The following is a 22,427-nucleotide window of genomic DNA, read 5'->3' on the forward strand; positions in this document are numbered from 1 at the left end:
CGGTGACATTGTTCAACGGGCGCCGAAGTCGGTGCGGCCCTCGTATGACGGGCCGCGTACCGTCAGTGTGAAGGATGTCCCCGACGCGCGCATGCGGTGGAACGGGTGCCGGGCCGCAAGCGGGGCCTGGCCGTCGATGTGCTGGGCGTGGTCATCGCCGTCATCGTCCTCGCCGCGAACACTCACGACAACGCCGCGGGCATCGTCCTGCTGGACCAGGTCGCCGAGCACGTCGGCGGCACCGTCGAGAAGGCCCTGGTCGACCAGGGCTTCAAGAACCAGGTCGTCGCGCACGGCGTCGACCTGGGCATCGACTCGTCGAACGCAACCCGCAGGACACCGGCTTCGTCCCGCAGCCGAAGCGGTGGAGGGTCGAGCAGACCTACGGGATCCTGATACTGCACCGGCGCCTGGTCCGCGACTACGAACACCGCCCGGCTTCCTCCGCCCCCCGCGTCTACTGGGCGATGACTCACGTCATGGCCCGCCGCCTCACCGGCGCAAACACTCCCACCTGGCGCGATGCGCAGGCGGCGACCGCGTGGACATCCAGCCCCTACTCGAGGCTCTCGACGTCCAGGAGAATGCCGCGCAGTCCCTGGCCGACGACCTGCGAGGAACCCGCCCTCTGAGCACGCTGCAGCGTTGCGGTGGCCTGTGAGGCACGGCAGCGCACGTGCACAGGCCGGCCCGTCCAGGTCAGGCAGTACGCCTCGCAAGCGGGGCGTCCGCCGTGACCGTCTCCATGAGCCGCCCGGCCTCCTCCTCCGTGGCGGCGGGCGGCACGACGAGCAGGTCCCAGCGGCCGTACCCGGGAGCGAGCAGGCAGATGGTGTGTTCGGCTCGCGGCAAGTCCGTCCGGCGCAGGTGCACCTTCTGGTCCTCGATGAGCATCCCGTCCCCGGACAGCGACCACATCGCCCCGTTCACCAGAACGCTGCTGATGTGCCCCCAGCGGTGCGGCAGCCCGGCGAGCAGTCCGGGGAGCTCGGCGGTCAGGTCGTAGGACCTCGGCCACCAGGCCCCGTCGATACGACGGGCGGAGCCGTCATGGAAGGTCTGCTCTCCCAGCCGGAGCCGGGCGGAAGGCGGGTGAAGCGAAAGGGTGGTGGTCATGAGGACTCCTGGGGCGGTAGGGGTGGGGGACTCGCCACGGTCGGGGGTTCGGCGGGCGACGGCCCGCCCGGCGGCCACACGCATTACGCCGTCTCGCCCGGATGTGTCCGGTCGACCGGCGGCCTGCTGGCCTCCAGCCAGGGGCGGAGCGAGCCGGCGCCCCGCTCGGGGTCGAGCGTGAGGTGCAGACGCGTCCCTCTACCTGACGGGAACGCCGGGTAACTGCGTTGCTCGCCCCCTGCGAACAGCAGCCGGAGAGCGTCCGCGACGTGCCGGGCCGCTTCGGCGTCCATGGAGACGATGCGGACCTCGACCCTGCCCCCGGCGGGAGGGGCATCCAGAACGTCCAAGGTCAGGGATGAGTACGGTGAGTGCAGGGATTCGGTGGTCATCGGGCGGAACCTGTCCCGGGCCGGAAACGGCCCGTGAGGTGTCACGCGGCCCCTACCGAGCCGCGCGCCGAGGACGAGACCAGCCCTGTCACCGGTGTACGAAGTACCCTCGACCCTCCCCACCGTACTCCTGGCACCCTCGGCGCAGCCGCTTCCCGTCGCAGGCGACGTAGGGTTGACGTACCGAGGGCACCACGCACTCCGGCCGCCGCGCCGGGCCGTCCTCGGCGAGAGACGAACCCGGGCCGCCCCCAGCGGTCGGCGCGGAGACGGGTCGGCATCATGTCCGCCGCGGTCGAAGCAACTCCACGCAAGCGCATCATGGCTGGGGCCGCGCTGAGCACCCGCGCTGGTCCACGCCCCAGGGGAAGCGTGATGGCCTTTCCCCGGCTGGACATCCGTCGGCGGAACCGAGGGGAGCGGACGCAAGTCACGCTCGCCGGTGACATCGGACCGGCCACGACGCCGCTGCTGCGGGCCGCATTGGAGCAGTGTCTGCTGGACGGTGTCACCGTGATCGACATCGACCTGGCCACGGTCGGCTCCTGCGACGCCAGGGGCTTGGACATCCTCCTGTCGGCGTCACGGCGCGCCGGCCGGGTTCACGCCTCCCTGCGGCTGCACCACCCGTGCGCGCAGATCACCCAGCTCCTCGCCGTCACCGGATCCGCTTCGCTGCTCCTTGCGGCTCCCGTGAGCCCCGTTCCGCCCGCCGCACCCGGCGACCTCATGAGTACCGCGCCGCGGGCGCCCGAGGACCCCGCTCGTCGGCCGGATCAGCCGGTCCTCAAGGACGCGATCCGCCTTCGCCGGCTGACCCGCTGGCAGGCCGAAGACATGCGCGAGGACATCGCGGACCTGGCCGCGGAGTCTGTCGCGGACACCCCCGGCGAGGCGTACCACGACCGTGGAGACTTCCTGCGCCGCTTGGCGGTCACGGCCCACCGCCCCGGCTTCGCGCTGCTGGTCGCCGAGACGACGGTGCTGGTCGGTTGCGCCTTCGGTTTTCCGGTGGGCCCTGACGGCTCCGGCCGACGGGGGTTCGACGGAACGCTCCAGGAGACCATCCAGCGGCTCACCTCCCGCGCGCGGTTCGTCGTCCTCACCCAGGTCGTGGCCCATCCGCACGCTCAGCACCGCGACATCGCCCGCCGCCTGCAACAGCGTCTGCTCGCAGACCTGCACTCCTCCCTCGGGGTCACCCTGCTGCACCCTGCCGACCAGGCAGGACAAGCCTCCTTCTCGTCCTGGGGCTGGCAGAACATGGGTGAGGTCGTCGGGCTGCCCGGCCCCGTCGCCCCCTGCGTGCTGAGCCTGCCTGCCGAAGGGCTTGTCCCCGGCACGCCGATGATGTGACGGAGGGACGATGAGCCGGCGTTCGTACCGGCCTCGGCGGTCACGCCACCCGTCGCCTGCCGTACGAACGTATCTCCGCGCAACGGCTGCGCACCGCGCCGCCCGCGACGGCCGGGAGTAACCTGGCAGGTACCGAGAGCTTTTCGGGCGCGCGACCACGGCGGCGCCGTTCCCGGCGAGTAACAGACACGGGCAGCCGCAAGCCGCCCGGGACGGGACCGCACGATGGACGCCATCACCAAGCCCGCCGAAGATCCGGCACCAGCTGACGGACACACCTACCGGATGCCCTCGCCCCGGCTGCGCCTCACGCGGGACGTCGGCCACGGCCCGCTGGACGGAGCGTGGTGGCCGCGCTGCGACGCACTGGAGCTGGAGCTGCCCGCGCTGGTCGGCTCCTTGGATCCGAGCGTCGGCACCGTCACCCACGTCACCGTGGGGACCGCCGCCTGGCCCGATGCCCCGCAGAAGGTGATGGCGCCCGGGCATGTGATCGAGGTGGTTCTGACCGACCTCGCCGCCGAGGCGCATGCCATCACCGTGGACTGCGGCACCGTGGGACGCTGGGAACTGCTGGTGATCCCACCGGACGAGCCGGCCGGAACGGCTGCCGGGTTGCTGATCGCTGCCGCCGACCCCGGGAACTCGCTGCCGGCTCCGCGCCTGCTCGCACTCGCCGAGCGCGGCCCCGACGGCCAGGACACATGGGAGTCGGAAGGAGGAGCGGGACTCAGATGAGCAGCCCGATCCGGTGGGGCTCGCGCGTGCCCGTGCCGATGCGGACGTCTACGACCCCTTGATGGAGCGATGACACCGACAGACCCTGCGTCGTCCCAGTCCGCCGGACAGCCCGGCCCGTGGCGGGTGAGTGGATGACGACCGGACGGCGCGCGGACCGCTCCGAGAGCTTCGGGGAAGCTCTGCTGGGCGAGGTCCTCGATCGCGCGCATGAACTGCCGCCCCATCTCATCGGGCCCTTGGTCGCCGACGTAATGGAGCGGCTCGGGGGCCGCCGACCGCAGGTGCTGCTGCAGGACTACGGACAACTGCTGCTGGTGCCGCTGCCCGGCGACGGCCTCACGGGGGGCGAACCGCTGGTGATCGACGACTCCGAGGCGGGCCGCTGCTTTCTCGACGCTCACCCCGTCGAGCTGCCCGAGGACGACGGCGTGCGGGTCCACCTCCCGCTGCTGGACGGCGGCGACCAGGTCGGGGTCATGGCAGTGACGTTGGACAGCGTCGATGACCACGACCGCCGCATACTGCGCAGGATCGCCGGCCTGGTGGCCGACCTACTGGTGACCAAGCACGGCTACTCCGACCTTTTCTTCGGTGTCCGACGCGGTGAACCGATGAGCGTCGCCGCGGAGATCCAGTGGTCCCTGCTGCCACCGCTGGCGATGATCATGCCTCGCATCGCCGTGGCCGGGATCCTGGAACCCGCCTACGACGTTGCGGGGGACAGCTTCGACTACGCCCTCAACGGAGACACCCTCCACGTGGCCATGATCGACGCGATGGGCCACGGCCTGGACGCAGCCACGATGGCCACCGTGGCCATCGGTGCCTACCGCCACGCCCGCCGCGCCAGCACCGGGCTACCGGAGATCTACGGCTTCATGGACCGCGCTGTGGCGGACCAGTTCGGCCCCGAGCACTTCGTCACCGCGCAGATGCTGCAGCTGGACACCACGACGGGGCATCTTCAGTGGGTCAATGCCGGGCACCCGTCACCGATGCTCGTCCGTGATCATCGAGTAGCCCTCCGGCTGACCGGTCCGACGACCCTCCCTGTCGGCTTCGGCGGTCCGGAGCCGCAGGTGTGCGAGATGAAGCTGGAGCCGGGGGACCGCCTCCTCTGCTTCACCGACGGACTGATCGAGGAACACGCGATGGGTGAAGAGCAGTTCGGAGAGGGCCATCTGATCAACTGGGTGAACCAGTTGGAGAGAACCGGCCGCGGGATCCGGGCGGTGGCGCGCGCCTTGTCCCATACGCTCAAGCGGGCGCGGGGCGGACACACCACCGACGACGCGACGCTGCTCCTGGTGGAGTGGCGCGGCTGACTCACCACTGTCGTCCGCACGTCCGCCGGCCTCGGCCGAGGGACGGCTCGTCAGTCCCGACTGCCCCTACCCGCTCCCGGTGTCGATGAGGATCTGTTCCGCCTGGCTGATGTTGTCGGCCCGGACGGCCTGGGCCATCGCGGCATGTGCGGCTGCTGGTGTCGCGTGCGGCGGGACCACCAGCAGCGAGAACACGTCCTGGTCGCCCCGGGTGATCAGGACGGTGCCATCGCCCACCGGGAAGGAGTCGATGTGCACCACCCGGTCGTCGACGACGATCCGCGTCGGGAGGCCTTCCCAGGCCGCGGCGTCCAACCCGACACGCGTCACGGGGCCGAGATGTGCGATGAGGGCGCTCAGCAGCCCGGGCAGCTCGGCACCGATGTCGCGCGGCCGCGGCCACCACGCACCGTCCAGGACTCCTTCACGCGACTCCGTCGTCCCCAGCCGGAGCAGCGCACACCCCGGCCGCACGGCCGCGTGAACACCACTCGGCAGATGCCGGGAAACAGGGGGTGAGCCGGAGCCGGTCATAAGGGACCACCCGTCTTCCAGAAACGGTGCGAACACGGGACTCGCCTCGTCCCTTCCACCTACTCCGTGTAGCCCCGGGAGCCGGAATCACCGGGATCGGCCCGACCCCGGTGATTCCGCGTCGACGGGAGGAACCGCAGTCGCGGCATTACGCTTCAGGAAAGGGGCGTATGCGGAAGTGCAGCGGCAACCGGACGCCGGACGTTCCGAGCAGTGGCCGCATATGTCCTCAGCGCCACCGCCCGCAGGAGGGGACGCGTGGATGACAAGCCATTGGCCTCCGCGGGCAACACCTGGGTCCGCCTCGTCGCGGCGACCGGAGGCCCCTCATGGCGTCGCCGAGGTCGTGCGCCGCTGCTCACCTCGACCGAGCAGCGCAGCTGCCCCACCGGCCGCGCGTCCCGTCTCCGTCTCACCCATCGACTGGCGGACACGCCTCACAGCCCGCACAGTCCTGGCCGGCATCCAGTGGATCAGCCCCCGTCAGCGCCCGCACCGTCGGCCACGAGCCCGAGAGCGACAGCCATGACGACACTCCGTGAACGCAAGACCTACCGCAAAGCGATTCTCCGAGCCCTGTACGGGGCAGTCGAACGCAATCGCCCCCAGGTCAGCGGATCGACGCTCCGTGACGAGGTCCGTCTTCCCGACGCGGACCTCTCCGCAGCCTGCGCCTACCTGGCCGACGCAGGCCTGATCATGGTCGACTGGACATCGCACAAGACTCCCGCCACCACCTCGCTGACCCATGAGGGCATCCGCTTCATGGAGGAGGAAGAAGATTCGGCTGCACCCCCTCAGGGTGACTGACGTGGCGCCCGGGTCGGGTCAGTCCGACCACCTGGTGACCACCGGCCGTCGCGCTCTTCGCTGGGGATGTGGCCTTCATCGCGGTAGTGGAGTCTCGGCACGTTCACCATTGCGCCACCCGCTGACGACGGTGGCAGCGGTATATCTCCCGTCGACGGAGGTCATAGGGTTGTGAGCGGAAGTGCGCGGCAGGAAACGCCGTGCCCGCGGAGAGCGATATCCGTGTCCGTCACGGCAGTTGTAGTTCCGGCGTCTGTGCTGCAACGGAGCTTCCGCAGGAGCCGCCAGCATTTGAGGGTGGCCATGGCGCGTTCGCCGAGGCTTCGGATCTTGGCGTGATCGCGGTTGTGACGCCGACGTCATCCACGCAGACCTTTGCCCCGGAACGGGACGCGGACAGCAGGACCTGCTCCCTGATACGCCTTGTCCGCCCAGCACTTGATGCCATCGGCGGCGGGAGCGGCGGGAATGCCGTGGGTCCGGGCCGCGGTCAGATCGTGCGCGGCCCCGGGTAGTGCCTCCGAAGCCAGGGCTTGCCGCTTCGGCCGGACCGGCACCCCAGCCTGGACGAAGCAGCAGGCCGACGGCGCAGGGTCTGGTGCGGGGACCCGGTCTCCAGGTACCTCTCCCGCAGTATCGACTCCAGGCTGACGTTCGCGGGCATCCCGCACCGGGCGATGCGGCGCGCCTTGTGCCGCGGGTCCGAAGCGGCCGGTGAGCGGGGCGGCATGGCAGGCTTGAAGCCTGCCGTGTGAACGTCCGACGTCCCGGAGCGCTGAGCGTGGATCAGTTGGCCCTGCTGTTCGTCGTGTTGCTGGGGGCCGTGATCAGCGTCCCGGTCGGCGACCGGCTCGGGCTGCCCGCGCCGGTCCTCATGACGCTTTTCGGGATCGTCCTGGCGCTGCTCGACTTCGTGCCGAACGTCGACATCCCGCCCGCGCTGATCCTGCCGACCCTGCTGCCGCCGCTGCTCTACGCCGCCGTACGGCGCACCTCCTGGCGGCAGTTCGCGGCGAACAAACGGCCGATCTTCCTGCTGGCCGTGGCGCTGGTGTTCGTCACGACCTTCTGTGTCGCCTTCGTCTCGCACGGCATCGTGCCGGGGCTGTCCGTCGCAGCCGCCGTGGCCCTGGGCGCGCTGGTCGCGCCTCCCGACCCGGTCGCGGCGACCGCCGTGGCCGGGCAGCTCGGGCTGCCGCGCCGCCTGGTGTCGATCCTGGAGGGCGAGGGGCTGTTCAACGACGTCACGGCCATCGTCCTCTACAACGTGGCCATCGCCGCCGCCGTCAGCGGGGAGTTCTCGGCCTGGCGGGCCGGGCTCGACCTGGTGCTGTCCGCGGTGGTGGCGGTGGTCGTGGGCCTGGCGGTCGGCTGGGCCGCGAACAAGCTGCTGGGCCTGCTGGGGGACGCGACGCTGCAGATCGGGCTGACGCTGCTCGTGCCGTTCGCCTCCTACGTGCTGGCCGAGGAGCTGCACGGCTCCGGGGTCCTCGCCGTGCTCACCACCGCGCTGTTCCTGGCCGAGTACGCCTCCGACGCCGACGACGTGATGACCCGGCTGGCCGGGCACACCGTCTGGGACGTCGTGGACACGCTCGTCACCGGGGTCGCGTTCGGACTGGTCGGCCTGGAGCTGCACAACGCCCTGCGCACGGCGTCGGGCCGGTGGGGCGAGTTGCTGGGCTGGGCGGGCGTGGTCGTGGGCGTGGTGGTGCTCGTACGGCTGGTGTGGCTGCTGCCGGCCACCTGGCTCACCAAACGGCTGCACGCGCGGCGGGATCAGAACGAGGACATCCCCACGACCTGGCGGGAGACCGTCGTCATGTGGTGGTCCGGGATGCGCGGCGTGGCCTCGGTGGCGCTCGCCCTGGCCATTCCGCTGAAGACGGACAGCGGCGCGCCCTTCCCCGACCGGGACGAGATCGTGTTCATCGCCTTCGCGGTGATCATGGCGACGCTCGTGGTCCAGGGGCTCACGCTGCCGTGGCTGGTGAAGTGGCTGGGGGTGCGGGCGGACACCGAGCGGGAGAAGGCGTTCGAGGAGGAGCTGGCGGCGCGGGCGGCGAAGGCGGCCAGGCGGCGGCTCCGGGAGATCGAGGAGGTCGAGGACCTGCCTGAGGAGGTGGCCGAACAGCTGCTGCGGAGGGTGGCCGACATCGGGCTGCGAATCAGCCCGCAGCTGGGGGACGAGGAGCGCAGGGAGAGCCATGACAAGCGCGTACGGAGGCTGAAGCGGTTGCGGCGGATCCAGAGCGAGATGCTGAGCGCGGCGCGGCACGAGGTGCTGGCGGCGCGCAGGGAGCCGGGGGCCGACCCGGAGATCGTCGACCGGGTACTGCGCCACCTGGACGTACGCAGTCTGCGGTGAGCCGCGCCCGGCGTACGGGCCCGGACGGTGCCGACCGCGTAACGCTCCTCCACCAGCCGCGGCAGCCCCGCCCGCTCGATCACGCTCGTGCGGTCGTGGATGCCTGCGCAGATCGACGCGTTCACCTCCTTGCGGACCGCCGGGAGGTACTTTCCCGCAGGGTCCGACAACGAGCCGTCTGTCGCGCAGCGGCGCGCCAAGACGCTCTGTCAGAGAGTGGGGCAGGCGCTGACAGTGCCCTGCCTCGGTCGCTGTGTGGCTGGCTGTGAGGAGCCAGCCCCGTCTCGACGGGGATCTCCGTGGGGACGGCGCGTGGGGACGGCGGGCCCTTGGGATGCCCGAGCCGCGAGGATGGTGCCGATGCCGCGCCTGCCCGCGGTCAGGTTGCCGGTGACGATTGTTCAACGGGCGCCGCCGTCGGGGTGCAGGACGACCTTGGTCCATCCGTTGTCACGGGCGTCGAAGTGCTGGTAGGCCTCGGCGGCCCGGTCCAGCGGGAGCTCGTGGGAGACGATCCAGGACGGTGTGGCCTTGCCCTGCTGGATCAGGTTGCACAGCTGGCGGTTGTAGGCCTTGATATTGGCCTGCCCGTTGCCGACCGACTGGCCCTTGAACCAGAACAGGCCGTAGTCGAAGGCGAATTCACCGTGCTGGTACAGCTTGTCGGGGCTGCCGGGGTCTTGCGGGATGAAGATGCCGACCACGCCGATGGTGCCGGTGAACTTCACCGACTCCACCAGGTTGTTCAGCGTCATGTTGGGGTGCTCATGGCCCTGGGGGTCATGGGCCTGGTAGCCCACGCACTCGCAGCCCCGGTCCGCCCCGAGCCCGTTTGTGTGCTCGTTGACCTGGTCGACGGGCGAGGCCTTGGAGTCGTCGATGGGAATTGCCCCGATCTGCTCGGCCAGCGCGAGGCGGTCCGGGTGGCGGTCCACGACCATAACCTTGGATGCGCTCTTGAGGTTCGCCGACAGTGCGGCCATCAGGCCGACCGGGCCGGCACCGTAGATCACCACGGTGTCACCGGGCCGTACCTTGGCCAGTTCCGTGCAGTGCCAACCGGTGGGGAAGACGTCGGAGAGCATCACGTAGTCGGTCTGCCGCTCCCGGGCCTCTTCCGGCAGGACCAGACAGTTGTGGTCACCGTAGGGCACGCGCAGCAGCTCAGCCTGCCCGCCGCTGTACGGGCCCATGTCGGCGAAGCCGTAGGCGGCACCAGCCGTCTTCGGATTGTCGGCAGTGGTCAGGCAGAACGCGGTCAGCCCCTGCTCGCAGTTCCGGCAGAAACCACAGCTGATGTTGAACGGCAGGCAGACCAGGTCCCCGACCCTGACCCGGTCGACCCCGGCGCCGACCTCGGTCACCTCCCCCAGGTTCTCGTGGCCGAAGATCCGTCCCTGCTCGAAATCGGTGCGGCCCTCGTACATGTGCAGGTCCGAACCGCAGATGTTGGTGCTGGTGATCCTCACCAGCACATCGGTGGGCCGTTCGATGCGCGCGTCGGGGACATCCTTCACACTGACGGTACGCGGCCCGTCATAGACAACAGCCTTCATGGCTTCCCCTTCGATTGCTTCACCACGCGATGGCCGGCATCAGGAGCCGCGCGGGGGAACAGGTCACTCTGGACGACTCAGGCGACGGAAACCGGCACGCCGGCTCGTCCCGCTCAGGCGCCGGAACAATCCCGCGCTCCGCAACGCCCTCGACCTTCGGTGACCACTACCGCACCACCGCTCTTCCACCCTCCCACCCTCATCAGGCGTGTCAAGCCGCGGTCCGGAAGTCCCTGTGGAGCCTGTCCGTGGGACGTCCGGGTCCCAGTGTCGTCGACGGGTGTTGGAGGCGGGCCTTGTCGCCCCCAAATGGTCTGCGGTGCTCACCTCTTCGACGACGCAGCTGGTCTCGGCAGGCTGTCCTGCCCTCGTTCCCACGGGCTCATGGGGCCCCTCATGGGAACGTCATGGGAACGTCATGGGAACGGAAGGCCATGCAAAGGCAGGGAATGATCAGGGGGCGGTGTTTTCGGAGGTGGCGCCGGCGCGCGGGACGAGCCGTGCTGCGGCCTCGGCGATCACCGGGTCCGCCTCAGCCTCGGAAAGCGGGCTCGTGCAGGTGTCGGCCGTGACGGCGGTCGAGGGGAGGGGTGGCCGAACATCGGGCCCCATCGGGACTCAGCCGCAGTGAGCCGCCGCACACCGGGCGACTTGGGCCATCACTTCCAGAAGACCAGCCGCTACGTGATCCAACACCGAGTCCCTGCCGGCGCATTGCCCTACCGGGCAAAGGTGAGCAGCATACGTTTGTGATCAGGCATCGCCCCGCGATGAGACAGGACCATCATGGCAGTTGAACCACGGCACGACGCGCGTCGGCTGCGTGTGCGTCTGCGCGGCTACGTCCTCGCCGTGCCGATCCTCGCTGGGGTGGCGGTCATAGGTCACCGGTGGGTGCCTGAACCGTGGTCAGCAAGCGTAGAAACCGCGCTCTTCATACTTGCGGCATCCGTGATCTTCGGCGAGATCCGCGCCTGGCGACTCCGTCGTATCCACCGTATGCCGGACTGAGCGGAAATCAACGGGCAGTCCTTCGGCCGCTTGATCTCCGCGGCCTCCTCCGAGGTCACCCCGGGACGCCGGCCGGTGTCGACTTCAGCCTTGCGGACCCACGTCCGCACCGTCTCGGCGGAACCGATGCCCAGCCTCACGGCGACCGCCTTCATGGCGCCCCACTCAGTCGGGTAGTTGGGGCGGACCTACGCGACCATGCGCACCGCACGCTCACCAAGCTCTGCAGGGTAAGGGGAAAGATGCGCGTCTCGCTCTCGCGCCGCGCGTCACATCCGCGCAGGGCCGGTGCCGCCCGGCCCTGCGCGGTACGCTCAGCCGTCGGTCGGGGCTGCGGCGTGCGGTCCGCCGTCGAGCATGCGGTCCACGACCCGCGCTGTCGCGAGACCGTCCCCGGGCTCGCAGAAGTCCCTTATGAACTGAGCGTACTTCTCCCGGTACTCCGCTTCGACGGCATCGACGTCGCGCAGGGCCTTGACCAGGTCTTCGGAGGTCTCCAGCAGCGGGCCGGGCGCCCGGGTGGTGAGGTCGAAGTACAAGCCGCGCAGCGTGTCCCGGTAGTGCTCCAGGTCGTAGGTGAAGAACAGCACCGGCTTACCCGAGTGCGCGAAGTCGAAGAACGCCGAGGAGTAGTCGGTGACCAGTACATCGGCGACGAGGTACAGGTCGGCGATGTCCGGGTAGCGGGTGACATCCCACACGAAGCCCCGGCCGGCACCCGGCACGTTGTCATGGACCCTCGGGTGCTTGCGGAAGAGCAGCACATGGTCGTGACCGAGTTCGGCCTGGGCCGCGGCCAGGTCGATCCGCAGATCGAGTTTGTACAGCTTGCTCGCGTGCTTCTGGTCTTCTCGCCAGGTAGGTGCGTAGAGCACCACCTTCTTGCCCTCGGGCAGGCCGAGCCGCTCCCTGACCCGCGCGGCCCGCGCGTCGCGGTCGGGGGCGTGGAAGACGTCGTTGCGCGGATAACCGCTCTCGAGCATTTCCCCTTCGATGGTGTACGCCCTGCGCATGATCTCTGTGGTGTACGCGTTCGGGGACACCACGAAGTCGAACTGCCGGTAGCTGTGCGGCAGGCTGGCTATATAGGCGGGATTCGACTTGGTCGTGCCTTGGAGGTCCTTGCCGATCTTCTTCAGCGGCGTGCCGTGCCAGGTCTGCACGACCCGCTGCCCTGGGCGGGTGACGAACCAATCGCCCACCGTCGTGTTGACGACGATGTAGCGGCTGCGCGCCAGTGCCTCGTACCACTCGCGGCTGCCACGGCCCACCACGCGCGCTCCCGTCGGCATCTCGGGCAGGCCCCCGTCCTGGGTCCAGATGTGCTCGACGTCGACCCCCCCGGCGCACCAGCTGGACTCAGCCTGCGGTCGTAGCTGCGGGGAGGCTCGGCGACGTCGCACGTGACGGGCAGGTCCACGGACTGCCCGACGCGCCGGAAGCTCATGGAGCCGTGATCACTCGCTTCAGAGCGGCACCCGGCCGAAGTCGCTACGCGGACCTCGGACAGCCTCTGCGAGCATGCCGGAATGAGCATCGAGAGTTCGGCGCACTCCCGTCGAGGGCTGAGCGCCCGGAGACTTGCTGAAGATCGATGCCGATGGCCTGTTCCAGACCGAGCGGCGAGGCCCGAACCTCTGCGTCCAAGCATTCGGCGAGCCGCCCTTTGCCGCTGAGTCGCTGGAATCCCTGATCAGCGCCTTCGTCCCACTGGGTGGCCGTGTGGAGGCGCCTGCCGAGCGGCGGTTCATCGTGGTGACGGTGCCGGTCGCCGCCGGATTCCCGGCCGTCGAGGCCGTGATGGAAACGTGGGCAGCAGGCGTGGGCGTGCTGCTCGACGCCCACGACGAGGTCGCCCGAGGGGAAACAGCACCGCGTGGCAGCGTGGCGGTCGTCAGCCAGTCGCCTTGGTGATGATGCGTTCCATCTCCCCTCGGTCGAAGGCCCGCAGAGTCGTGGAACGGATGTTGCCCACCCCGCCGAGGTGCAGGAGTGCCGCGGTGGCGGTTTCGTCGTCGGGTGCCTCGACGACGGCCACGAGGTCGTACGGACCGACGGTCCAGTAGATGTTCAGGAGCTTCGCCCCCATCTTCTGTGCCGCCGCGCCGAAGGTTTCGGCGCGCTTCGCGGTGTCCTTGTACTCTCGGACGCCCTGATCGGTCCAGTTCATCAGAGTGATGTACGTCGGCATGCTCTCCCACCTTCACGAGGAAACACATCGCGAGGTCAATCCTGGGCATGGGGGCCGACACCTGCCCGGGATACGCACCCGAACGAGCGATACGGCACCTGCAGACGGCCAAGCAGCAGGGCCGGTCCGGGAGGGGGCTCCTCCCGGACCGGCCCTTCGTCGGCTGCCCGCCCCGGCGGAACGGGGCGTCCGGTCAGCGGTCGTACTCGAGGCTCTCCCCGCCGCTCTCGCAGGTTCCCGGGCCGGTCGTCACCGGCGGCCGTTCCTTCAGGATCCGTCGCGCGCGGACCTCTCCCCAACTGGTCTCGTACCAGGACGCCGTTGCCGGACCCAACCCCTCCGCCAGGGGGCCGAGGACGCAGGACCGCATGGGCTCTTCCAGCCTGTCCAGAGCCGGGACCGCGTCCGCCGAGAGGCCACGCGCGTAGTCCAGGTCGAACTTGTGGGTGTTCTCGTACCGCCGCACGTTGTTCTCGGCGATCAGCCCGTCGGGAGAGGCCAGGCCGAAGGCGAGGGCCCCGACGGCGGCCGACGCGGCGACCGCGCGGGGCAGCCAGCGTGCGCCCCAGACTCCGGCGGCCATGATCAGCAGAATGACCAGGCCGAGCCACAGTTCCATGGTCACGACGGAGATCCGCAGCCGCGTCAGCCCGTACGCCTCGACGTACATGCCCATGCGCCGTACCGCCGAAGCGACCACGACCAGGGTGAGTGCGCAGAGGGTGCCGAGGACTCCCCGCACCAGGTTCCGGTCACCGGGCCCGCCGCGCGGTGCCCAGCGCAGCGCGAAGACGATGACCAGGAGCGTGAGGAGCGTCGCGAACAGGAGTTGCCAGAAGCCCTGCCGCGCGTACTCGGAGTAGGTCTGGCCGGTCTTGTCCAGGACAGCCTTGTACCCGCCGAAGAGAACGGCGAGTTGGATGGCGTTGAAGACGGCGAACAGCACGCACAGCACGAGCAGGGGAAGCGCCCACTCGGCCCGGCCTCGTGCGCGGCCCGGGCTTGCCTTGAAGCTGTCCCACCGCAGAGGGGCGGCGGCGGTGTGTGCCGCCGCGAGGGCGCCGAAGAGCCCGAGGGCGAACAGCACCAGGCGCCAGGGGCCGTCGCCGACGGACGTGTCCGGGACCAGCTTGCTCAGCAGGTCGGCGAAGGCCGCGTCGGCCCCGGCGAACAGTGCGCCGAAGACGAGAAGAAGCACGGCCGTCACGGCAAGGGCGCGCAGCGCGGAGCCCAGGTTGCCGGAGGCGTTGCCGGCACGGGTGCGCACTCCTCGCCAGCCCCAGACTGCGCCCTTGGGCAGCGAGTCGACCAGTCCCAAGGGGCTGAGGACGACGCCGTACCAGGACCGCGAGCCGTGGAGGGCGAGCGAAGCGAGGCCGATGGCGGTGGCCACGGCGAGGAGGGAAGGCCACTCGGCGGCGCGGACCGCCGGAACCAGCAGGAGGACAAGTCCTCCGCTGCCCCAGGCGAGCGTCCAGGGACGGGCTTGTACGCGGCCTGTCTGGCGTGCGGCGAAGTATGCGGTGACCGCGGCCGGCAGGGCGACGAGGAACAGGTTGGCGCCCACGCCGTCGTTGAGCAGCAGCATGCTGAGCACGCCGGTGGCGAGTGCCGCCCAGAGGACGGCGGTGTTCACAGTGGAGGGCGGTTCGCGGTGCAGGGCGGGGAACGAGGGTTTGTAGAGGTGGGCGCCCTCGTACAGGGAGTTGGCGGGAGTGGGCGGGAGGTGCGGCGGGAACCCGGCACCGACGGCGTCGCCGGGCCGCGTGTCCGTCGCCGCGCGCGACCTGCCCTCCGGTAATGTTCCCGCCCGCTGTGCTTCTCCCGTGTCCGCGGCCTTTCCCGCCGGTATTCGCCCCGACTGCCGGGACCGCTCAGGCGGTTCGGCGGGCGCAGGTGGTTTCTCTGTCACAGGGACCCCCTCCCAACCGGCCCCGGAACGCACGTACTCGGGTACGTCGAGCGGGTACCGGTGTCGCTTGCGAAGCCGGCCGCCATGATCGACAGCGCGGCGTGCCCGCAAGGGTAGCGGGGGCCACGGGGACTTCCGCGCTCGCACGGCTCCCGAGGGCATGACGGATCCGGCGGCCTGCCGGGCGGGGTTGCTCAGTCTCCGGGTCCCGGTTAGCCGCCGCCCTGCCGACGGCCGGACGGAAAGCCGCCGGACCGACCCTGAGTTCCCAGGGTGGGTTTCTCGTCGAGCACCAGCATGATGTGCTCGTGCTCGCCGTGCCGGACCGTCTCGGTGCGCCGGAAGCCGTGCTTCTCCAGCAGTCGTACTGAGCCGGTGTTCCCGGCGAAGGGATCGGCGTGCAGGGGACGGGCCTTCTCCTGCTCCAGGAACAGCGCCAGGGCCCGTGTGCCGATCCCCCGACCCCAGTACTGCCTGCCGAGCCAGTACCCGATGAAGCGCCGGCCCTCACTCCACCACGCCACCACGTTGCCCGCCAGTTCTCCGTCGACGGTGACGGCCTGCACGAAGACGGTGGAATCCCCGAGAACCTTCGTCGTCCAGTGGGTCATGAAGGTCTCCCGTTCCCGGGGAGCGAACTTCGACCGCTGCACGGCCTCAGGATCGTGCTCCTGCGCGAAGAACTCCTCCAGGTCGGCCGCTTCGACGTCTCGTAAACGCACCTGATCACTCATGCCTACGGAGTCTGCCACCAGCCACTGACATTCCCGGGAGGCCGAGGCTTCCGATCCGTCGCCCGCCGCGCTTCGGGCTCTCGGCGCAACCTGCGGCAGGTTCGGAGAGTCGGCCCCTCCATGACCGAAAACCGTACGCAGCGCAGTCTGAGGTTGCCGCCCGCCGTCTCCACGGCAGCAGGCGCCGGCACTCTGATCATCGCCGCCGTGGCGAGTTGGAGCAGCCTGCTGCTGGTCGTGCGGGGGCAGGTGATCCCCGGCTGGGGCGTGAGTGCGGTTCTTCTTGTTCTGTCGCTCGTTCTCCGATGGGTCCTCATCCGGAAGGGCCGCACGGCGGGTGCTTCGGGGCTCTCGCAGAAGCGGGCCACGTGGGCACACCTGGGGAACACGCTCCTGATCACTACGGCGGTGTTCGGCACGGCATGCGGAGCGATCGACGACCTGATCTCGAGCGCGAAGTACCACGTGCTGCGCCCCGAGGGGCCGGGGGGCTGCACGGCCGTGGTGCGGGAGACGTCCTTTCTCGTGATCGGCACTGGCGAGGTGTACGCGGTGAGGCGCACCGGCCTGGCCCTGGGCGAGTCGGGGTCCTGGGCGGTCGACGACGGCTACCGGCCCTTCGACGCAGGCACGTACGAGTTGGAGTGGGGTCGGGACGGCGGTCTTCTGCAGATCAGCGGTACGAGCACCGATCCGGTCCTCCGTGGAGGGTTGACCGACATCGACTGCGGATGGTGAGGCCAGCCCATGGAACATGGGTTCGCAGTGCCCGCGCCGTACGACCTGGATGACCTGATATCCGAGCTCGCGGCTCTCGGTCGCCGGACGACGCGGCGCTTGCGGGGACCAGTCCGACGGGTCATACCGGCCCCCGCCCATATTGCACAGCGTGTACACATCAACTGTACGGGTTGCGCGTTGATCATCACCTCTCGCCCGGCAAGGGTGATGTGACCGGGCGCCAGCCGAGCGGGCGCCCGGTCACGCGCCTGAAAGGAACAACGTGGAACCGATCGCTTCGCTGTCCGGGATCGCTCAGGGTTACGGCCGACACCAGGTGATCACGGGACTCGACTGGGATCTCGGCGTGGGGGTTTATGGACTTCTGGGCCCCAACGGTGCCGGAAAGACAACGCTTCTCCGCACCCTTGCCACGGTCGCGCCTCCCCAGGAGGGGGACTCTGGACGTCTGCGGCAGGACGGTGCACTCCGAGCGGACGGCCAGGGCTGTTCGCCCCATGATCGGCTACTTGCCTCAGGAGTTCGGATACTATCCGTCCTTTTCTGTCTACGATTTCGTCAGGTACAGCGCGTGGCTGCGTGGAGTTCCTGACCGTGAGGCTGTCCGGGCGGGTGTGGGGATGGAGATTTTCCTGGATCCTTCCCCTGGTCACCCTGTTCCCTCTGACGTACTGGCAGGTCGACGACCTGGGGCGGTTCCGGTAGTGGGACTGGACGGATCAGCCCGGATACTCGCTCCCCTGCTGGGGGATCGCAATGGGCAGCCTGCTTGTGGGTGGGGGCGCGATGGCGCTGACTCCGTGGCGCGTTACTCGGCTGCGGCGCGCATTTCAGCGGAACAGTTAGCGGGCAAGGAAACCACCTGCGGAGCGACGTGTCATCGCCTTGATGTCTAACAGCCCTAGCATCGAGCTCATGTCGGTACGTGAACGCAAGGAACGTGAGCGGGCCAGTCGCCGGCGGATGATTGTCTCCACCGCTCGCAAGCTCGCCGAGGACCATGGGTGGGACGCTGTCACGACGCGTCGGCTCGCTGAGCGGATCGAGTACAGCCAGCCCGTGCTCTACAGCCACTTCCGCAGCAAGAAGGAGATCGTGGGGGCGGTTGCGCTGGAAGGGTTCGCCGAGCTGGCGATCGCGCTGCGCGCCGCCGTACCCGAAGGGCCCGCCGTCCGGGAGACCGTGGCGGCGGTGGCCCGCGCCTACACCGACTTCGCCGCGCGCAATTCCGCCCTGTACGACGCGATGTTCAGCCTCGACAACGGCCTCCCCTTCGCCGGCGAGGCCACGCCTCCCCCGCTGCGCGAGGCGTTCCAGGCGCTGCTGGATCCGCTCGTCGATCACGCACATCCCGATGAGCCGGGGTTGTACGTGGACACGTTCTGGGCCGCGCTGCATGGGCTGGTCATCCTGACCCGGGCGGGCCGGCTGCCCGCCGACCACGCCTCCGACCGCATCACGCTGCTGGTCAGCCGCTTCGTTCCCCGCTAGTGCGGCGGCCGGGGTGCACGGGCACTCGGCCGGGCTGGCGCCGGCCGTGGCGGAGGGCCTGTTCTCGGTCCGGCTGGGCTGCGGGGCGTGCATCTGCGGTAGGGCGGGCGTGAGCCACCGCGTGTTCGGGTGCGGGTCCGTGGCGGTCGCCGCCGACGGCCGGGTGCCTGCTCAGTTCCCGGGCGTCTCCAACTCGGCCAGCCTGGCGAGGATGCGCCTGGGGAGTTCCGCGGCCGTCAGCCGGTACGGGCTCCAGCGGTCCTTCGAGTCGGCCTTCATCGACGCCGAGAAGCGGAAGCGGCCCTTGCTGTTGGGCTCGGTCACCATCTCGCCGAACGTGCCGCTCGGTATCAGCCAGGCCGTCGTCACCGCCCCCAACTCGACGTCCACGGCGACGAAGAGCATGTCCAGATCGGCCCGAGGGTGGAAGGTCTGCGACCGGACGAAAGCCATCAACCTGCCCTGCTGGACTTGTACTCCGGTGGACATCCGGGCCTTCACCTGCACCGCCAGGGTCGCTGAGCCGCCCCGCCGGTGGAAGACGAGATCCACTCCCTCGTCGTCGACCAGCGAGGTGGAGACGTTCAACTCACCGCGGGTGGCCAGGATGCACGAGGCCGCGACCAGGTACTCGGCGGCCTTTCCCATCCGTGCGGCGGCCGGGCTCTTGTCCAGGTACTCCTCGTCGTCGCTCATGGCGGGAATCTACCAACGGCCCCTGGGGGCAAGGTCGTTGTTGTCGCGGCTGTTCGCCGTCATGCCATACGGCCGCGACGGTCGGAGACCGGTTGGCGCCTATCGCCTCGCTGAACCGAACCGGTACGGACCCGGGTGTCGGGGCCGTACCGGTTCGGGGCAGGGGGTGGTTACTTGGTGAAGGCGAAGTACTTCCAGGCGCCGTGGGTCGTGGAGTTGACGTTGTCGCCCGAGGAGCCGTTGATGTACGACGAGCGCATGCGGGCGCGGATGCCGGCCTCGCCCGGTGCCTCCAGGCTCACGGCCGACTTGCCGCTGGTACCGAGGGCGAAGTACTCGTAGCCCGAGTCGTACCACTTGCCCTGGTAGTACACCTGGAGCTGGAAGCGCTGCTTGCGGCCCGGGTAGTAGGTCATGGTCGTGGTGAACAGCGGGTCGGTCTTCTTGTGGAAGTAGTAGTACGTCGTGGAGCCAATCTTGCCCGTCTTGTACTGCTTGGAGACGGCGGTGGAGACCTTGACCTGGGCGTACGCGGTCGACTTGACGGTCTTCGCGGCATAGCGGGCGTCGCCGCTGAAGACGGCGCTGACCGTGGTGTCACGGGTCATGCTGACGGTCGCCGACAGGTTGCCCTTGGAGTTGACCTTGGCCGTCTTCAGCAGCTTCTTCGGCTTGTCGGGGCCGAAGGGGTCCGCGTAGATCGAGACGGTGCGGTTCTTGTACGTCGTGCCGAGGTGCGCGGTGAAGGTGACCTTCTTGCCGTACGCGTACAGCTTGCCCTTGTTGTTCAGGGTCAGCGTGGCCGCCTTGCGGGAGACGTCCACCGCGCCCGAGGCGGAGGCGGGCATGTGGGCGGCGTCGCCCGCGTAGGTGACCTTGTAGGTGACCTTGCCGCCGGCGGGCGGGGTGTCCGTGAAGGAGAAGCTGCCGTCCGCCTTGGTCTTGGCGGCGGCCAGCGCCTTGCCGTTCGGCGACTCGACGTCGGTGCGGGTCACCTTAAGAGCGGTGCCGGCGGCGGGCAGGGTCTTCGAGGTCAGTTTGCCCTTGACGGTGAGCGCCTTGGCGCGCTCCGACTTGGCGGGGACCGACACCTTGAGGGTGGGCAGTTCCTTGGTGGGGTCGGTCAGGGCGCGCAGGGTGTGGACGCCGAAGGTGTTCACGGAGACGGCGAAGACCCGGCTCGAGTCGGGCGCCCAGGCCAGCGCTCCGTCCACCAGGGTGTCGGCGCCGCTGCTGTTGCCGGTGTTGGGGAAGTCGTACTCCCGCACCGGCACCGGGTCACCGGGCCGGTGGATGTGGACGTCGGGGTCGTACCAGGAGAAGCTGCCGCCCGCGATGGTGCCGTCGGGCGCGACGCGCACGGCGTTCGGGTACGGGCCGACGGGGTAGCCGGGCCGCTGGGTGAGGTCGGTGGCCGAGTAGGCGCCGATGCTGTAGCCGGGGCCCCACGAGGTGAGCACCTGACTGCCGTCGGGCATCAGGTCCAACTGCTTGACGCCGCTGCCCATGTTGCCCTCGGCGCGCAGGGTGGCGCCGTCGGCGTCGACGTCGTACACGGCGAGCATGGAGCCGTTGCCCGCCACCAGGACACCCGGGACGGCCGGGTCGGCGGCCAGCAGCGTCCCGGCGCCCGGGTAGGAGCCGGCGTCGCCGCGCTGGGCAAGGTGGATGACGGGTTCGGGGCCGGAGACGTCGAGCGAGCCGAAGTCGCCGTCGTAGGAGAACCAGATCCGGCCGTCCACGTCCTCCAGGTCGTCGGGCGCCGCGTCGACCGGGTAGCTCGCGGTGCGGGTGTACGTCCCCGTCTCCACCGAGACGATCCGGTGGTCGTTCTTCACGGCGGCGTACACCTCGCCGGAGTCGGCGGACAGCGCGAGGCCGGTCACGCCGGAAAGACCGCTGAGCGTCGCCTTCACGGTGCCCGAGTAGTCGGTGACGAGGATCTTGCCGGCGTCAGGGTCGGAGATGTAGACCCGCTGGTGGACACCGTCCACGACCATGTCGCCGACCGAGTTCACCGGAAGGACCTTCGCGGAGTCGGCCGCCGCCGGACCCGCCATGCCCGTGGCCAGGGCCACGGAACTGAACACGACCGCGAGTGCCGTCGCGGCCGAGATGCTACGCCTGCGCACAGTGATGGAACCCCCACAGAAGAAGCCCGGTCCTCGCCGGGCGGAAACGGACAGGCCGCGTGTCCCCCCGCGCACCGGCTTACGGGTGCGTGGACGCCGCCGAAGCAGCAGCGTATGGCATGTCAGCGACAATCGCCGACCGGATATTCGGGTGCGGACCCGGCCCCGGCCTGCGAGGACCGCGACCTCAGCGGTCTCGCGGGGCTTCATCCGGGGCGGTGGCCGTCGACCTGTCGGTCGCGGGGCGTGTCAGCCCAGGATGCGTACCGGGTCGCCGGACAGGTAGGCCTCGATGTCTTCCACCGCGTCGCCGTAGTACGTCGCGTAGTTGGTCCGGGAGACGTAGCCGAGGTGGGGGGTGGCGAGCAGGCGTGGGGCCGTGCGCATCGGGTGGTCGGCGGGGAGTGGTTCGATGTCGAACACGTCCACTCCGGCGCCGGCGATGCGGCCCTCGTGCAGGGCGGCGAGCAGCGCGTCCTGGTCGACGATGGCGGCGCGGGAGGTGTTGATCAGGTACGCGGTGGGCTTGAGGAGGGCGAGTTCGGTGGCTCCCAGCAGGCCGCGGGTGCGGTCGCTCAGTGCGAGGTGGACGGAGACGAAGTCGCTCGTCGAGAGCAACTCCTCCTTGGATGCGGAGAGTTCTACGCCCACCTCGTCGGTGCGCTCCTCGGTGAGGTTCTGGCTCCAGGCGCTGACCCGCATCCCGAAGGCGAGGCCCACCTGCGCGACGCGGCTGCCGATCTTGCCGAGCCCGAGCAGGCCCAGGCGGCGGCCCTGAAGATCGGCGCCCACAGTGGACTGCCAACGGCCACCCTCGCGCAGCGCGTTGCTCTCGGTCACCAGGTTGCGGGCGAGGCCGAGCAGCAGCGCCCAGGTCAGTTCCACCGGCGGCGTGGAGGAGCTGCCCGTGCCGCACACGGTGACGCCGCGGCGCTCGGCGGCGGCGTAGTCGATGACCGAGTTGCGCATGCCGGAGGCGACGAGCAGCTTCAGGCGGGGCAGGCGGTCGAGCAGCGTGGCCGGGAAGGGGATCCGTTCGCGCAGGGTGACGACGATGTCGAAGTCGGCGAGGGCACCGGCGAGTTCGTCCTCGTCGACGGGGTGCTCGCGGAACGTGACGATCTCCACCCGGTCCTCGACCGGGCTCCAGTCGGCGGAGGCGAGGGCGGCGTCCTGGAAGTCGTCGAGCACGGCGCAGCGCAGGGGCATGTCAGTGGTCTCCGTCGTCGTTCGTCGTTCGTCGTTCGTGCTGATCAGGCTCCTCGATGACACCGCCGTCCGGCAAACCCGATGGACCACGTGCGACGAGGGCCCCTACTGT

At 69.6% G+C, this 22,427-nt stretch carries 20 protein-coding genes and 4 pseudogenes; 11 read left to right on the plus strand and 13 right to left on the minus strand.

Annotated features, from left to right (window positions below):
• Positions 1–93: 93 nt before the first annotated feature.
• A pseudogene (locus ACIP4X_RS04730) lies at positions 94–542 on the plus strand (transposase); the annotation flags it as partial.
• Positions 543–699: 157 nt separating this feature from the next.
• On the opposite strand, the gene ACIP4X_RS04735 reads toward ACIP4X_RS04730, so the two are convergent.
• Entirely contained in the window at positions 700–1,116 is a 417-nt protein-coding gene (locus tag ACIP4X_RS04735) for a DUF5994 family protein (RefSeq protein WP_326802876.1), read from the minus strand.
• Positions 1,117–1,199: 83 nt separating this feature from the next.
• The gene (locus ACIP4X_RS04740) at positions 1,200–1,508 is read right to left on the minus strand and encodes a hypothetical protein (RefSeq protein WP_358736587.1); all 309 of its coding nucleotides are present in this window, start codon (positions 1,506–1,508) and stop codon (positions 1,200–1,202) included.
• Positions 1,509–1,883: 375 nt separating this feature from the next.
• On the opposite strand from ACIP4X_RS04740, the gene ACIP4X_RS04745 reads away from it, so the two are divergent.
• The 3 genes from ACIP4X_RS04745 (at position 1,884) to ACIP4X_RS04755 (ending at position 4,930) form a co-directional block, all read left to right on the plus strand.
• The gene (locus ACIP4X_RS04745) at positions 1,884–2,864 is read left to right on the plus strand and encodes an STAS domain-containing protein (protein ID WP_326802878.1); all 981 of its coding nucleotides are present in this window, start codon (positions 1,884–1,886) and stop codon (positions 2,862–2,864) included.
• 225 nt (positions 2,865–3,089) lie between these two features.
• The gene (locus ACIP4X_RS04750) at positions 3,090–3,602 is read left to right on the plus strand and encodes a DUF5994 family protein (protein ID WP_358736590.1); all 513 of its coding nucleotides are present in this window, start codon (positions 3,090–3,092) and stop codon (positions 3,600–3,602) included.
• A gap of 134 nt (positions 3,603–3,736) precedes the next feature.
• Positions 3,737–4,930 carry a GAF domain-containing SpoIIE family protein phosphatase gene (locus ACIP4X_RS04755; protein ID WP_358736592.1) on the plus strand — a complete coding sequence of 398 codons (1,194 nt, stop codon included), beginning with the start codon at positions 3,737–3,739 and terminating at the stop codon, positions 4,928–4,930.
• Positions 4,931–4,996: 66 nt separating this feature from the next.
• Here ACIP4X_RS04755 and ACIP4X_RS04760 read toward each other — a convergent pair whose 3' ends face one another.
• Positions 4,997–5,464 (minus strand): DUF5994 family protein, encoded by a 468-nt coding sequence (locus tag ACIP4X_RS04760; RefSeq protein WP_401346640.1) that lies wholly within the window; start codon positions 5,462–5,464, stop codon positions 4,997–4,999.
• 525 nt (positions 5,465–5,989) lie between these two features.
• Here ACIP4X_RS04760 and ACIP4X_RS04765 point away from each other — a divergent pair.
• Positions 5,990–6,274, plus strand: a complete 285-nt coding sequence (locus ACIP4X_RS04765; protein WP_358736594.1) for a hypothetical protein — start codon at positions 5,990–5,992, stop codon at positions 6,272–6,274.
• A gap of 161 nt (positions 6,275–6,435) precedes the next feature.
• On the opposite strand, the pseudogene ACIP4X_RS04770 reads toward ACIP4X_RS04765, so the two are convergent.
• A pseudogene (locus tag ACIP4X_RS04770) lies at positions 6,436–6,801 on the minus strand (transposase family protein); the annotation flags it as partial.
• Between the two features lie 254 nt (positions 6,802–7,055).
• On the opposite strand from ACIP4X_RS04770, the gene ACIP4X_RS04775 reads away from it, so the two are divergent.
• Positions 7,056–8,642, plus strand: a complete 1,587-nt coding sequence (locus tag ACIP4X_RS04775) for a Na+/H+ antiporter (protein WP_401346643.1) — start codon at positions 7,056–7,058, stop codon at positions 8,640–8,642.
• 401 nt (positions 8,643–9,043) lie between these two features.
• Here the strand turns inward: ACIP4X_RS04775 and ACIP4X_RS04780 are convergent, their stop codons facing one another.
• The 3 genes and pseudogenes from ACIP4X_RS04780 to ACIP4X_RS04790 form a co-directional block, all read right to left on the minus strand.
• Complete coding sequence (locus ACIP4X_RS04780; RefSeq protein WP_391454130.1) at positions 9,044–10,198, minus strand: alcohol dehydrogenase catalytic domain-containing protein; 1,155 nt, start codon at positions 10,196–10,198, stop codon at positions 9,044–9,046.
• A gap of 1,031 nt (positions 10,199–11,229) precedes the next feature.
• A pseudogene (locus tag ACIP4X_RS04785) lies at positions 11,230–11,409 on the minus strand (IS3 family transposase); the annotation flags it as partial.
• Positions 11,410–11,523: 114 nt separating this feature from the next.
• Positions 11,524–12,549, minus strand: a pseudogene (locus ACIP4X_RS04790) (CDP-glycerol glycerophosphotransferase family protein); the annotation flags it as partial.
• Between the two features lie 241 nt (positions 12,550–12,790).
• Here ACIP4X_RS04790 and ACIP4X_RS04795 point away from each other — a divergent pair.
• A complete protein-coding gene (locus tag ACIP4X_RS04795; RefSeq protein ID WP_358736601.1) occupies positions 12,791–13,123 on the plus strand; it encodes a hypothetical protein in 333 nt (110 codons plus the stop codon).
• On the opposite strand, the gene ACIP4X_RS04800 is transcribed toward ACIP4X_RS04795, so the two are convergent.
• The 3 genes from ACIP4X_RS04800 to ACIP4X_RS04810 form a co-directional block, all read right to left on the minus strand.
• The gene (locus ACIP4X_RS04800) at positions 13,104–13,400 is read right to left on the minus strand and encodes a GYD domain-containing protein (RefSeq protein WP_391454134.1); all 297 of its coding nucleotides are present in this window, start codon (positions 13,398–13,400) and stop codon (positions 13,104–13,106) included. The genes ACIP4X_RS04795 and ACIP4X_RS04800 overlap by 20 nt on opposite strands.
• A gap of 193 nt (positions 13,401–13,593) precedes the next feature.
• Complete coding sequence (locus ACIP4X_RS04805; protein ID WP_401346648.1) at positions 13,594–15,312, minus strand: DUF4153 domain-containing protein; 1,719 nt, start codon at positions 15,310–15,312, stop codon at positions 13,594–13,596.
• A 212-nt stretch (positions 15,313–15,524) separates the two neighbouring features.
• Positions 15,525–16,046 carry a GNAT family N-acetyltransferase gene (locus ACIP4X_RS04810; protein WP_391454137.1) on the minus strand — a complete coding sequence of 174 codons (522 nt, stop codon included), beginning with the start codon at positions 16,044–16,046 and terminating at the stop codon, positions 15,525–15,527.
• A gap of 120 nt (positions 16,047–16,166) precedes the next feature.
• Between ACIP4X_RS04810 and ACIP4X_RS04815 the strand changes: the two genes are divergently transcribed.
• From ACIP4X_RS04815 to ACIP4X_RS04830, 4 genes are all read left to right on the plus strand, one after another.
• Entirely contained in the window at positions 16,167–16,784 is a 618-nt protein-coding gene (locus ACIP4X_RS04815) for a hypothetical protein (protein ID WP_391454139.1), read from the plus strand.
• A gap of 349 nt (positions 16,785–17,133) precedes the next feature.
• On the plus strand, positions 17,134–17,379 hold the full coding sequence (locus ACIP4X_RS04820; RefSeq protein WP_391454423.1) for an ATP-binding cassette domain-containing protein: 246 nt from the start codon (positions 17,134–17,136) through the stop codon (positions 17,377–17,379).
• Entirely contained in the window at positions 17,367–17,492 is a 126-nt protein-coding gene (locus ACIP4X_RS04825) for a hypothetical protein (RefSeq protein WP_391454141.1), read from the plus strand. The genes ACIP4X_RS04820 and ACIP4X_RS04825 overlap by 13 nt, the downstream gene beginning before the upstream one ends.
• 210 nt (positions 17,493–17,702) lie before the next feature.
• Complete coding sequence (locus ACIP4X_RS04830) at positions 17,703–18,278, plus strand: TetR/AcrR family transcriptional regulator (RefSeq protein ID WP_401346652.1); 576 nt, start codon at positions 17,703–17,705, stop codon at positions 18,276–18,278.
• A gap of 171 nt (positions 18,279–18,449) precedes the next feature.
• Here the strand turns inward: ACIP4X_RS04830 and ACIP4X_RS04835 are convergent, their stop codons facing one another.
• The 3 genes from ACIP4X_RS04835 to ACIP4X_RS04845 all read right to left on the minus strand — a co-directional run bounded on the left by ACIP4X_RS04835 (position 18,450) and on the right by ACIP4X_RS04845 (position 22,315).
• A complete protein-coding gene (locus ACIP4X_RS04835; RefSeq protein ID WP_391454145.1) occupies positions 18,450–18,974 on the minus strand; it encodes a hypothetical protein in 525 nt (174 codons plus the stop codon).
• 170 nt (positions 18,975–19,144) lie between these two features.
• The gene (locus ACIP4X_RS04840) at positions 19,145–21,106 is read right to left on the minus strand and encodes a YncE family protein (RefSeq protein ID WP_401346655.1); all 1,962 of its coding nucleotides are present in this window, start codon (positions 21,104–21,106) and stop codon (positions 19,145–19,147) included.
• 249 nt (positions 21,107–21,355) lie between these two features.
• The gene (locus ACIP4X_RS04845; protein WP_358736612.1) at positions 21,356–22,315 is read right to left on the minus strand and encodes a D-2-hydroxyacid dehydrogenase family protein; all 960 of its coding nucleotides are present in this window, start codon (positions 22,313–22,315) and stop codon (positions 21,356–21,358) included.
• Between the last annotated feature and the right edge of the window lie 112 nt (positions 22,316–22,427).

The organism is Streptomyces sp. NPDC088817, assembly GCF_044750345.1.
Taxonomy (GTDB): Bacteria; Actinomycetota; Actinomycetes; order Streptomycetales; family Streptomycetaceae; genus Streptomyces.

Excerpts from the sequence above, each read along its gene's own strand:
- ACIP4X_RS04735 (WP_326802876.1), bottom strand. The coding sequence starts at position 1,116 with ATGACCACCACCCTTTCGCTTCACCCGCCTTCCGCCCGGCTCCGGCTG.
- ACIP4X_RS04740 (WP_358736587.1), bottom strand. The coding sequence starts at position 1,508 with ATGACCACCGAATCCCTGCACTCACCGTACTCATCCCTGACCTTGGAC.
- ACIP4X_RS04745 (WP_326802878.1), top strand. The coding sequence starts at position 1,884 with ATGGCCTTTCCCCGGCTGGACATCCGTCGGCGGAACCGAGGGGAGCGG.
- ACIP4X_RS04750 (WP_358736590.1), top strand. The coding sequence starts at position 3,090 with ATGGACGCCATCACCAAGCCCGCCGAAGATCCGGCACCAGCTGACGGA.
- ACIP4X_RS04755 (WP_358736592.1), top strand. The coding sequence starts at position 3,737 with ATGACGACCGGACGGCGCGCGGACCGCTCCGAGAGCTTCGGGGAAGCT.
- ACIP4X_RS04760 (WP_401346640.1), bottom strand. The coding sequence starts at position 5,464 with ATGACCGGCTCCGGCTCACCCCCTGTTTCCCGGCATCTGCCGAGTGGT.
- ACIP4X_RS04765 (WP_358736594.1), top strand. The coding sequence starts at position 5,990 with ATGACGACACTCCGTGAACGCAAGACCTACCGCAAAGCGATTCTCCGA.
- ACIP4X_RS04780 (WP_391454130.1), bottom strand. The coding sequence starts at position 10,198 with ATGAAGGCTGTTGTCTATGACGGGCCGCGTACCGTCAGTGTGAAGGAT.
- ACIP4X_RS04800 (WP_391454134.1), bottom strand. The coding sequence starts at position 13,400 with ATGCCGACGTACATCACTCTGATGAACTGGACCGATCAGGGCGTCCGA.
- ACIP4X_RS04810 (WP_391454137.1), bottom strand. The coding sequence starts at position 16,046 with ATGAGTGATCAGGTGCGTTTACGAGACGTCGAAGCGGCCGACCTGGAG.
- ACIP4X_RS04815 (WP_391454139.1), top strand. The coding sequence starts at position 16,167 with ATGACCGAAAACCGTACGCAGCGCAGTCTGAGGTTGCCGCCCGCCGTC.
- ACIP4X_RS04830 (WP_401346652.1), top strand. The coding sequence starts at position 17,703 with ATGTCGGTACGTGAACGCAAGGAACGTGAGCGGGCCAGTCGCCGGCGG.
- ACIP4X_RS04835 (WP_391454145.1), bottom strand. The coding sequence starts at position 18,974 with ATGAGCGACGACGAGGAGTACCTGGACAAGAGCCCGGCCGCCGCACGG.
- ACIP4X_RS04845 (WP_358736612.1), bottom strand. The coding sequence starts at position 22,315 with ATGCCCCTGCGCTGCGCCGTGCTCGACGACTTCCAGGACGCCGCCCTC.